9 protein-coding genes are annotated in these 12,140 nt (G+C 34.6%); 8 read left to right on the top strand and 1 reads right to left on the bottom strand.

Features of this window, described 5'->3' with window-relative positions; genetic code table 11:
• Window positions 1–2 precede the first annotated feature (2 nt).
• Window positions 3–365 carry an SPOR domain-containing protein gene (locus ACQY1Q_RS08400; protein WP_431004856.1) on the bottom strand — a complete coding sequence of 121 codons (363 nt, stop codon included), beginning with the start codon at window positions 363–365 and terminating at the stop codon, window positions 3–5.
• 215 nt (window positions 366–580) lie between these two features.
• On the opposite strand from ACQY1Q_RS08400, the gene ACQY1Q_RS08405 reads away from it, so the two are divergent.
• Genes ACQY1Q_RS08405 through ACQY1Q_RS08440 form a run of 8 tightly spaced genes read left to right on the top strand, consistent with a single transcriptional unit; the run spans window position 581 to window position 12,006 of the window.
• Window positions 581–1,876, top strand: a complete 1,296-nt coding sequence (locus ACQY1Q_RS08405; protein WP_431004857.1) for a c-type cytochrome — start codon at window positions 581–583, stop codon at window positions 1,874–1,876.
• A gap of 32 nt (window positions 1,877–1,908) precedes the next feature.
• Window positions 1,909–5,058 carry a TAT-variant-translocated molybdopterin oxidoreductase gene (locus ACQY1Q_RS08410; RefSeq protein ID WP_431004858.1) on the top strand — a complete coding sequence of 1,050 codons (3,150 nt, stop codon included), beginning with the start codon at window positions 1,909–1,911 and terminating at the stop codon, window positions 5,056–5,058.
• A 27-nt stretch (window positions 5,059–5,085) separates the two neighbouring features.
• The gene (gene nrfD / locus ACQY1Q_RS08415; RefSeq protein WP_431004859.1) at window positions 5,086–6,486 is read left to right on the top strand and encodes an NrfD/PsrC family molybdoenzyme membrane anchor subunit; all 1,401 of its coding nucleotides are present in this window, start codon (window positions 5,086–5,088) and stop codon (window positions 6,484–6,486) included.
• The gene (locus ACQY1Q_RS08420) at window positions 6,476–7,003 is read left to right on the top strand and encodes a DUF3341 domain-containing protein (protein WP_431004860.1); all 528 of its coding nucleotides are present in this window, start codon (window positions 6,476–6,478) and stop codon (window positions 7,001–7,003) included. Before nrfD ends, ACQY1Q_RS08420 begins: the two co-directional genes overlap by 11 nt.
• 10 nt (window positions 7,004–7,013) lie before the next feature.
• Window positions 7,014–7,559, top strand: a complete 546-nt coding sequence (locus tag ACQY1Q_RS08425; protein ID WP_431004861.1) for a c-type cytochrome — start codon at window positions 7,014–7,016, stop codon at window positions 7,557–7,559.
• A gap of 24 nt (window positions 7,560–7,583) precedes the next feature.
• Complete coding sequence (locus ACQY1Q_RS08430; protein WP_431004862.1) at window positions 7,584–9,161, top strand: quinol:cytochrome C oxidoreductase; 1,578 nt, start codon at window positions 7,584–7,586, stop codon at window positions 9,159–9,161.
• Between the two features lie 34 nt (window positions 9,162–9,195).
• Window positions 9,196–10,203 (top strand): cytochrome c oxidase subunit II, encoded by a 1,008-nt coding sequence (locus tag ACQY1Q_RS08435; protein ID WP_431004863.1) that lies wholly within the window; start codon window positions 9,196–9,198, stop codon window positions 10,201–10,203.
• A 33-nt stretch (window positions 10,204–10,236) separates the two neighbouring features.
• Window positions 10,237–12,006, top strand: coding sequence for a cytochrome c oxidase subunit I (locus ACQY1Q_RS08440; protein WP_431004864.1), 1,770 nt, complete (start codon window positions 10,237–10,239; stop codon window positions 12,004–12,006).
• Window positions 12,007–12,140: the final 134 nt, after the last annotated feature.

The raw sequence follows: 12,140 nt of genomic DNA on the forward strand, positions 1-12,140 counted from the left end.
AATTACATGGGTACCACAATAGCACCGGAGAACTTTTCACGAATTTCATTCAACGCTCTGTCTGCATCTAACCTTGTTTTGTAATAGCCTACTTGAATTTTCCATTCAGGTGCATCATACCCTAAGTGAGTTGCTACATTTGGGAATTCAAGTTGAAACCTATATTTAAGACTTTTAGCAGTTTTTTCAAGACCATTATACAACTGAATTCTATAACCTGTTTTGTTTGTTTTGTTATACTCTTTCTTCTTTTCAATTAGTTTTTTAATAGCTTTAGTATTGTTGTAGCTAGATTGTGCATTTGAAGCAAAAACCCCCATAACTAATACCAGTAGTACAAATAATATTCTTTGCTTATTTTTCATGTGATAATAGACTTTTTACAAAAGTAACGACTTGTTAAATAATAGATTGTTTAAATATACTATTTAGAATTAATATAAATTACAAATTAGGAAACTCTTAACATTTCACAATTTAGACAGAAGTAGTACTTTTGTGCAACTTTCTGTAATCTGTTTTCTAGCATTTTTACAGAAAAAATTGTACCAAAATAGATACAAAACTTATATTTTATAGTATGAAAAGTGTGAAACATCACAGTAAATTAACTCAAACACTCTTACAGAGTTTAGCTTTCTTTTTAGTTTTTTTATTAAGTTTTTCAGCCTATTCGCAAGATGTTGATAAGGCTCGTCAAGAGGAAGGAAAAAAATTATTCAAATCTCTTTGTGCTTCTTGTCATAAGTTAGATAAAAAACTTGTGGGACCAGCTTTAGGTGGTGTTGAAAGTAGAAGAGAAAATGAATGGTTAAAAGCTTGGATTAGAGATAATGCTGCTTTAAGAGCGTCTGGTGATAAAGATGCAAATGCCATTTATGAAGAATTTAATGGTTCAAACATGACTGCTTTCCCTCAGTTATCAGATAAGAATATCGACGATATTCTTTATTATACAACTGTTGGAGAAGTTAAACCAGCCGGAGCTGTAGCAACTACAGGTGATGTAGTGACTACAACTAAAGGAGAAGCGCCAAAATGGTTAATCTATATTTTAGCGGCTGCTATTGTTGTTGCCTTCTTAATTATTGGTAGTTTACTGAAGACTATCAGTGAATTAAAGGGAGCACCTAAAACTCCTGGGTTATTAGGTCAGTCTGCTGAATTATGGGAAGGTATTAAGAGAAATACATTTTTACATGTGTTGTCTGTGATTTTTGGGGCGTTAGTAGCTGCTTACTTCCTTTTTGGAACTTTATTTAAAGTAGGTGTTGATACGGGTTACCAACCAATTCAACCTATCGCTTTCTCACACAAAATTCATGCTGGAGATAATAAAATTGATTGTCAGTATTGTCACTCTGCAGCTAAGCATAGTAAAACATCAGGAATCCCATCAGTAAATGTTTGTATGAACTGTCATAAGAATATTTCTGAAGTAGCTGAGGATACTAAAGTAGTGATGGATGATAAAGTGTATACTAAGAAAGATTTAGATAAAGAGATTGCGAAAATTTATGAAGCTGCCGGATGGGATGCTGATAAATTAGCGTATACAGGTAATACTAAACCAGTAAAGTGGGTTAGAGTTCATAATTTACCGGATTTTGCTTACTTCAATCACTCTCAACACGTAACGGTTGCAGGTGTAGCTTGTCAAAAATGTCACGGTCCTGTAGAGGAAATGGAAGAAGTATATCAATACTCTCCGTTGACTATGGGTTGGTGTATAGACTGTCACAAGGCAACTAAAGTAGACTTGAAAGGGAATGAGTACTATGCTAAAATTCATGAGGATTTAGCTAAGAAGTACGGTGTGGAGCAAGTTACAATTGCCCAGTTAGGAGGAAAAGAGTGTGGTAAATGCCACTATTAATCAATTAAGAAAGTAGAAAAACACGTATATAAATGGCTTCAAACAAAAAATACTGGCAAAGTGTTGAAGAACTAAAAGATAGTTCTGTTGTTGAAACGCTACGTAATAATGAGTTTGTTCAAGAAATACCTACAGATGAGTTTTTAGGTGACAAAGAAACATTAGAAGCTTCATCAACTTCACGTAGAGATTTCTTAAAGTATGTTGGATTTACAACTGCAGCAGCATCATTAGCGGCTTGTGAAGGTCCGGTAAGAAAATCAATTCCTTATGTAGTTCAACCTAATGATATAGTAGTGGGTGTTGCAGATTGGTATGCAACTACTATTGCTGACGGTTTTGATTTTGCAAACGTATTAGTTAAAACACGCGAAGGGCGTCCAATCCAAATCATGCCAAACAAAGAGGCAGGTGGGGTTACCAATGCACGTACACAAGCGTCTGTTTTATCTTTATATGATGATAGATTGCGTTTAAAAGAACCAAGAAAAGGAGAAACTCAGTTGTCTTGGGCTGATGCAGATAAAGAAATTATTGCAAAATTAAATCAACTTAAAGAAGCTAACGCGCCAGTGGTTCTGTTAACAGGAACATTAGCAAGTCCTTCAACAGAAAAAGTTGTTGCAGATTTTATTACTGCTTATCCAAACGTAAAGCATGTTGTATATGATGCTATTTCAGAAAGTGCAGCAGCAGATGCTTTTGAAGCTATGTATGGTACAAGAGCTTTACCAAATTACGATTTTAGTAAAGCTGAAGTTATCGTGTCTTTCGGAGCTGATATCGTTGGAGATTGGCAAGGAGGATTTGAAAAATCATACGCAGATGGTCGTAGATCAGAAACTGGTAAAATGTCTTACCATGTTCAAATAGAAAGTAATATGTCTTTGGCAGGTGCTAGTGCGGATAAAAGAATCGTAGCTAAGCCATCTAACCAAGTATATGCTTTATTAAACTTATACAATGCTATTGCCGGAACAAACGTTCCTTCTAAAGCAACCCCTTTTGATGCTGAAGTTAAAAAATTAGCATCTGATTTAAAGAAGGCGGGTTCAAAAGGAGTCGTGGTTACCGGAATTAATGATAAAAATGCACAGTTAATTGCTTTAGCTATCAATAAAGCATTAAATAGTGAGATTATAGACACTAAAGCTGTTAGCTTAATTCGTCAAGGAAACGATGCTCAGGTAACTCAATTAGTAGCAGATGTTAAAGCAGGAAACGTTAAAGGTTTAATCACGTATAACGTAAATCCTGTTTATACTTTAGCTAATGGAGCTGATTTTGAATCAGGATTGAAAAAATTAGCATTATCAGTTGCTATATCAACTCAAAATGATGCTACAGCTAATGCTACTCAATATACATTACCAGCTCCGCATAACTTAGAAAGTTGGGGAGATGTAATGGCAGTAAAAGGGGTGTATAGCTTAATGCAACCTACAATTCAACCTTTATTTAATACGCGTCAAATACAAGATATCTTATTAAAGTGGTCTGGTAGTACAACAAACTTCTATGATACTTTAAAAGAGTTTTGGAACACTAACGTATTAGGAGGTAAATCATGGAATCAAGCATTACATGATGGATTCTTTAAACCGGAAGTTGAAGAAACTGAAGCAGTAGCATTTGAATCTACAGTTGATGTAAATGCTTCAGCAGTTCAATTAGTTAGAGCTGCAAGTAATTCATCAGGATTTGAATTAAACTTATATTCATCAACAGCATTAGGAGATGGTAAACAAGCTAATAACCCTTGGTTACAAGAATTACCTGATCCGATAACTCGCGCTTCTTGGGATAACTACTTAACTATGTCTATGGCTGATGCCAAAGAGTTAGGTTTTGAAAACCCTGTAAAAGATAACGGTGCTATTGATGGTAACTATGCAAACGTAACTGTAAACGGAGTTACTATTAACAATATCCCTGTTATTGTACAACCGGGTCAAGCTAAAGGATCATTAGGATTAGCTTTAGGATATGGTAGAAAGCAAGGATTAAAAGAAGAGATGCAAGTTGGGGTAAACGCTTATCCTTTCTATAAAAACAATAATAACATTCAATACAATGTAACTATTGAAAAAGCATCTGGATGGCATAAATTTGCTTGTATTCAAGTACAAAGTACATTAGCCGGACGTCATGATATTTTAAGAGAAGCTACTTTAAAAGAAGTAAATGATAAAAACTTAGACCCTAAGCATACATGGAATAAACCATTTATGGTTTCTTACGATCATCAAGAAGTTGAAGGAAGTAAGATAGATTTATGGGATGACCATGACAGAAGTTTAGGACACCACTTCAACTTATCTATTGATTTAACTTCATGTACAGGATGTGGGGCGTGTGTTATAGCATGTCATGCTGAAAACAATGTACCTGTAGTTGGTAAAGATGAAGTACGTGTAGGTCGAGATATGCACTGGTTACGTATTGATCGTTATTATTCTTCTACAGTAGTTGATAAGCAGTATAACGAAGGGGTAGCAATGACTATTGAAGAGTTTAAAGCTCAAAACCCAAGTATACCAAATCAAGAAGTTGAAAGAAGATATACTGAAAAAGTATTAGAGTTAAGCAAAGGAGACTTGTTTGACGCCTTAGAAAACTCTGCTGAGAATCCACAAGTAGCATTCCAGCCAATGATGTGTCAACACTGTAATCATGCACCATGTGAAACAGTATGTCCGGTAGCAGCAACCTCTCACGGTCGCCAAGGACAAAACCATATGGCATACAACCGTTGTGTAGGTACTCGTTATTGTGCAAACAACTGTCCTTATAGAGTACGTCGTTTCAACTGGTTTAACTACGCTGAGAACAATGAGTTTGACTTCAACATGAACAACGAATACGGAAAAATGGTGTTAAACCCAGACGTAGTTGTTCGTTCAAGAGGAGTTATGGAAAAATGTTCTATGTGTATTCAAATGACTCAAGCTACTATCTTAAAAGCGAAGAGAGAAGGAAGACCTGTTAGAAAGAATGAATTTGAAACAGCATGTTCTCAAGCTTGTTCAACAGGAGCTATGGTGTTTGGTGATGTTAACAATTCTGAAGATACAGTAGCACATTTAAAAGAAGATAGAAGAGCTTTCCATGTGTTAGATTATATTGGTACAAAACCAAATGTAGTGTATCAAGTGAAAGTAAGAAATACAAACGAAGCTTAATAATAAAATAAACTAAGTATATAGATTATGTCGTCTCATTACGAATCATCTTATAGAGAGCCTTTAGTGTTGGGGAACAAAAGTTACCACGACATTACTGAGGATATAGCTAGGCCTATCGAGGGCAAAGCAAATAAAAATTGGTATATAGCATTCTATATTTCTTTAACAGCAATGTTATGGGGATTTGGATGTATATTCTACACCGTAGGTACAGGTATTGGTGTATGGGGATTAAGTAAAAACATTGGTTGGGCATGGGATATCACCAATTTCGTATGGTGGGTAGGTATTGGTCACGCCGGAACCTTAATCTCTGCGGTATTGTTGTTATTCCGTCAAAAATGGAGAATGGCAATTAACCGTTCTGCAGAAGCCATGACTATCTTTGCAGTATTCCAGGCAGGTTTGTTCCCAATTATCCACATGGGACGTCCGTGGAACGGATATTGGGTATTACCAATTCCTAACCAATTCGGATCGTTATGGGTTAACTTTAACTCTCCGTTATTATGGGACGTGTTTGCAATTTCAACGTATTTATCGGTTTCATTAGTGTTCTGGTGGACTGGTTTATTACCTGACTTTGCTATGATTCGTGATAGAGCGGTAAAACCTTTCCAAAAGAAAATTTATGCATTATTATCTTTCGGATGGTCTGGTAGAGCAAAAGATTGGCAACGTTTTGAAGAAGTATCATTAGTGTTAGCAGGTTTAGCAACACCATTAGTACTTTCTGTACATACCATTGTATCTTTTGACTTTGCTACTTCTGTAAACCCGGGATGGCACTCTACAATTTTCCCTCCTTATTTCGTTGCCGGAGCTATTTTCTCAGGATTCGCAATGGTACAAACCTTATTAGGGGTAATGCGTAAAGTAACTAATATGGAGGCTTACATTACTCGTTTACATGTTGAATATATGAACATTGTAATTATTTTAACGGGTGGAATTGTAGCCGTAGCCTATGCAACTGAATTCTTTATTGCATGGTATACCGGATCTCCTTATGAAAACTACACTTATTTATCATTCGGTGCAGAAGCCGGTGCTTACGGATGGGCATTCTGGTCGTTAATGATTTTCAATATCATCATACCTCAAATCTTATGGATTAAAAAATTAAGAAGAAGTTTTATCGTATCATTCTTAGTGTCTATAGCCATCAACATAGGTATGTGGTTTGAGCGTTTTGATATCATTGCAATTGTGTTAAGTAAAGGACAATTACCTTCTACTTGGTGGCGTTTCGAGCCTACTTTTGTAGATGTAGGTATCTTTATTGGAACTATAGGATTCTTCTTTGTATTATTCTTATTATATGCAAGAACATTCCCTGTAATAGCACAAGCCGAGGTAAAAACAATCTTGAAATCTTCAGGAGAGAATTATAAAAAATTAAGAGAAGAGAACAATGAGCACTAATAAAGTAATTCACGCATTATATAATGATGATGATATCTTAATGGATGCCGTTAAGAAAGTAAAAGCAGAACATCATCATATTGAAGAAGTATTTTGTCCTTTTCCAGTTCACGGATTAGACAAAGCAATGGGATTAGCACCAACACGTTTAGCTATTACTGCTTTCTTATACGGAATTACAGGTACAGCAGTTGCTATATGGTTAACATGGTATACTATGATTGCTGATTGGCCACAAGATATTGGTGGTAAACCAAGTTTTTCATGGGCTGAAAACATGCCGGCATTTGTTCCGATTTTATTTGAATTAACAGTTTTCTTTGCTGCACACTTAATGGTAATTACATTTTATATGCGTAGTAGATTATGGCCTTTTAAAGAAGCAGAAAACCCGGATCCAAGAACAACAGATGATCATTTCTTAATGGAAATTCCTGTTCATGGAAATGAAGATGAGTTAAAAGCATTGTTAGAAACCACTGGAGCTGTAGAAATAAACGTAGTAGAAAAGCATTAATAAGGAAAGTATGAAAAGTTTAAAAATAGTTTTAGCTTTATTAGTAGTTGCAAGTATCGTTTCTTGTAATAACAAAAGAACTCCGCAAGTACAATACATGCCAGATATGTATGTTTCAGTTCCTTATGATGCCAACGGAGTTACCTCTGCAGGAGGAAAACAAGTAAATAGATTACCAGTAGCTGGTACAGTAAATAGAAATGGAGATGTTGCTTATGATATTCCTGATACTAATGAAGGATATGAAAAAGCAAAAGCAGAATTAAAGAGCCCTTTAGAAAAAAACGAAGAGAATTTAACTAAAGGTAAAGAGCTTTACACTATTTATTGTTCAGCTTGTCACGGTACTAAAGGTGACGGAAATGGAGTTTTATCTCAAAGAGAGAAATTTAACGGAATTCCAAATTACAAAGACAGAGAATTAACAGAAGGTAGTATTTATCATGTTATTATGTATGGTAAAAACCTTATGGGGTCTCATGCATCACAGCTTAGATACAAAGAGCGTTGGCAAGTTGTTCAGTACGTTGAAAAATTAAGAAGCGAATTAAAATAAGTCTATAATAGATAGTTTAAAGATATGTATCAGTTTACAGGAAAATTAAAAATATTTGCGCTTGCTTTAATGGTAGTAGGGTTATTAGGTACTGTTTACAATTTTATGTCGACTCCTAGTACTCTTGAAGAAGCAAAAGAAATATTAGCAAAACAACATGATTCACATCATGGAGGGCACGGTGAAGCAGCAGTATCTCATGAAGAATCTAAAGCACACGTTGATGCTAATAAAGAAGAAGCGCATAACGAAACAACAAAACATGTTGAAGAAGCTAACGCTGAAACTCATGAAGAAACACAACAAGCAGAAGAAGTAAAAGATACTGTACATGCTGAGACAGTACATACTGCAGATAGTACAGCATCAAACAAAGAAGAAGTTCATAAAGCGGAAGTTGTTGAACATAAAGCAGAAGGTCACACAGCAGCCGATGCTCATGATGATGCTCATGCTGAACATGTGTTTCATCAAATGCAAAACAGACCATGGTCTGCCTTTTATGTAGCTTTATTATTCTTCTTAGGTGTATCATTATTAGTTATGGCTTTTTATGCAGCTCAAAGAGTAGCACAGGCAGGTTGGTCTGTAGTATTATTCAGAGTGATGGAAGCAATCACGAATAACTTGCATTATGTGAGTGTGGTTATGATAGTATTTATTGTTTTAACCGTTATGCACCAAAACCACTTATTCCCTTGGATGGCTGATGGAGTATTTGATCCTCAAAGTCCTAATTATGATCCTATAATTGATCGTAAAAAATGGTTTATGAATGTTCCGGGATGGGCAATTAGAAGTATAATTTACCTTGTAGGATGGAATACGTTCAGATTTATCATCAGAAGAAAATCTATTCAACAAGATAACGGAGATTTAAAATTACACAAAAATTTATACAACATCAGTGTTGGTTTCGTAGTATTCTTTATGATTACTGAATCAATGATGTCTTGGGATTGGATTATGGGAATTGATCCACACTGGTTCTCTACATTATTTGGTTGGTATGTATTAGCAACATTATTAGTGTCTGCATTAACAATAATAGCTTTAGTAACTATTTACTTACGTTCTAAAGGAGCTTTACCATTTGTAAATGATAGCCACATTCATGATTTAGCAAAATTCATGTTTGGTTTCTCTGTATTCTGGACGTACTTATGGTTTGCTCAGTTTATGTTAATCTGGTATGCTGATATGCCTGAAGAAACAACTTATTTTGCACAACGTTTTAACGAATATAAATTGCCTTTCTTAGGAATGGTTGTATTAAACTTTGTATTCCCGGTATTATTATTAATCAATAGTGACTTTAAGAGTATTCCTTGGTTAGTAATTTTAGGAGGTATTGTAATTTTAATTGGTCACTACATAGATTTATTTGTAATGATTATGCCTGGAACTGTTGGAGGTCAATGGGGATTCGGTATTGGTGAGTTAAGTGCAATATTATTCTTTATCGGATTGTTTATATTTGCAACCTTTAGTGCATTTGCTAATGCAAGTTCACTTCCAAAAGGACATCCTTTCATACACGAAAGTGAAACACACCATTACTATAATATCGAACACAGAGGAGAAGATAGTAATCATCATTAATAAATAATTTAAAAACAATAATAGTTTAAATATTATGCTCGCTTTATTTTACATTTTTATAGCAGTTGCAATAGGAGTTAGCTTTTGGCAGATAACTCGTATTATGAATTTCCGTTCTGTAATTGCTACAGATAAAGACAATGAAACACAAGGTAAAATAGCTTTAGGGTTTTTAGTTTTACTTTATGCCATGATGATATACTGTCTAATTGCCATGAATGTGTATTTATTACCGGAAGCTGCTTCTGTTGAAGGAGAACATGACGATAATTTATTTAACATTACTTTTTGGCTAATTGGGATAGTTCAATTTGGAATGCAATTCTTAATCTTTTACTTTTCATATAAGTATAGAGGAAATAAAGATAGAAAAGCATTATTCTATGCAGATAGTCACAAATTAGAGTTATTATGGACTACCATTCCTGCTGTAACTATTGTATTGTTAATCGGATACGGATTATGGCAATGGAATAATGTTATGTATGTTGGTGATGATGAAAATCCAATTGTAATTGAAGTGTATTCACAACAATTTAGATGGGATGCCAGATATGCAGGAGAAGATAATGAATTAGGTTTAGGAAATGTAAACTTTATAAAAGGAATCAACACAATGGGGGTTGATATGACAGATCCTAATGCTCAAGACGATAAACAAGTAACAGAATTATATTTACCGAAAGGAAGAAAGATATTATTCAAATTCCGTTCGCAAGACGTATTACACTCTGCTTACATGCCTCACTTTAGAGCACAAATGAACTGTGTTCCTGGTATGGTTACTCAATTTGCATTTACTCCAAAATTTACTACGGAAGAAATGCGTCAGAATCCTGAGGTAATGGCAAAAACTAATGGAATTAACAAAATTAGAACCGCTAAAGGTGAAGAGCCATATGAGTTTAATTACCTTTTATTATGTAACAAAATTTGTGGAGCCTCTCACTACAACATGCAAATGAAAATTACTGTTGTAGAAGAAGCTGACTACAAAAAATGGTTATCAGAACAAAAAACGTTAGCTCAAGTTATTAAATAAGATATTTTTAAAATAGATATAAAGATATAGATTATGTCAGATCATCATCACAAAGAAACATTTGTAACGAAATACATTTTCAGTACAGACCATAAAATGATCTCAAAACAATTCTTAATAACAGGGATGTTTATGGGGATTATTGGAGTATTCATGTCAATGTTATTCCGTTTACAAATTGCTTGGCCAGATACTTCTTTTTCAATCATTGAAGCATTTTTAGGACATCATCAAACAGATGGAGTAATGAACCCGGATATGTACTTAGCCTTAGTGACAATACACGGTACTATTATGGTATTCTTTGTATTAACTGCAGGATTAAGTGGTACTTTTTCAAACTTATTAATTCCATTACAAATCGGAGCACGTGATATGGCTTCAGGTTTCTTAAACATGGTATCATACTGGTTGTTTTTCGTATCTTCAATAGTAATGGTTATTTCATTATTTGTTGAAGCAGGACCAGCCTCTGCAGGATGGACAATCTATCCTCCGTTATCTGCTTTACCACAAGCAATTCCAGGTTCAGGAACAGGTATGACATTATGGTTAGTATCTATGGCTATATTTATTGCTTCTTCTTTAATAGGGTCATTAAACTACATCGTAACCGTTTTAAACTTACGTACAAAAGGGATGAAAATGACAAGATTACCATTAACAATGTGGGCATTTTTTATCACAGCTATTATTGGTGTTATCTCTTTCCCTGTATTATTATCAGCAGCATTATTATTAATTTTTGATAGAAGTTTTGGTACTTCATTTTACTTGTCTGATATCTTTATTTCTGGAGAAGTATTACATTATCAAGGTGGGTCACCGGTATTATTTGAACACTTATTCTGGTTCTTAGGACACCCTGAGGTATATATCATTTTATTACCTGCATTAGGATTAACATCTGAAATTATTTCTACAAATGCTCGTAAACCAATTTTCGGTTACCGTGCGATGATTGGATCAATTATAGCAATTGCATTTTTATCTACAATCGTATGGGGTCACCATATGTTCGTATCTGGGATGAACCCATTCTTAGGATCGGTATTTACCTTTACAACAGTATTAATTGCAATTCCTTCAGCTGTAAAAGCGTTTAACTATGTTACTACCTTATGGAAAGGTAACTTACAGATGAACCCTGCCATGTTATTCTCTATCGGATTAGTTTCTACATTCGTAACAGGAGGTTTAACAGGATTAGTTTTAGGAGATTCTGCATTAGATATTAATGTACACGATACGTACTTTGTGGTAGCTCACTTCCACTTAGTAATGGGAGTATCTGCATTATTCGGAATGTTCGCTGGAATTTATCATTGGTTCCCTAAAATGTATGGAAGAATGATGAATAAAACTTTAGGTTACTGGCACTTCTGGATTACTATAATTTCTGCTTACGGAGTATTCTTCCCAATGCACTTTATAGGATTAGCAGGTTTACCACGTCGTTATTATACAAATACAAACTTCCCAATGTTTGATGATTTAGCTGATATTAACGTTTTCATGACTGTTATGGCTATCATTGGAGGTTTTGCTCAGTTAATTTTCTTAGCTAACTATTTTATATCAATATACAGAGGGCAAAAAGCTCCTCAAAACCCATGGAACTCTAATACGCTTGAATGGACTACTCCGGTTGAACATATTCACGGAAACTGGCCAGGAGCTATTCCTGAAGTTCACAGATGGGCATATGATTACAGTAAAACAAATGAAAATGGTGATTATGTTCACGGTAAAGATTTCGTGCCACAAAATACACCATTATTAGCTGGTGAAGAACCATCTTAAGAATATCAATTAAAAAGTAAAAAAGCCTTTCTTTTGAAAGGCTTTTTTATTTCATTATGTCCCGTCCTAAAATAAGTTGACACAAATTAGACTTATTTTATGAATACGAGTCCACACAAGAAAAAGCGCACACA

This window comes from Tenacibaculum sp. TC6, assembly GCF_050606265.1.
Lineage (GTDB): Bacteria > Bacteroidota > Bacteroidia > Flavobacteriales > Flavobacteriaceae > Polaribacter.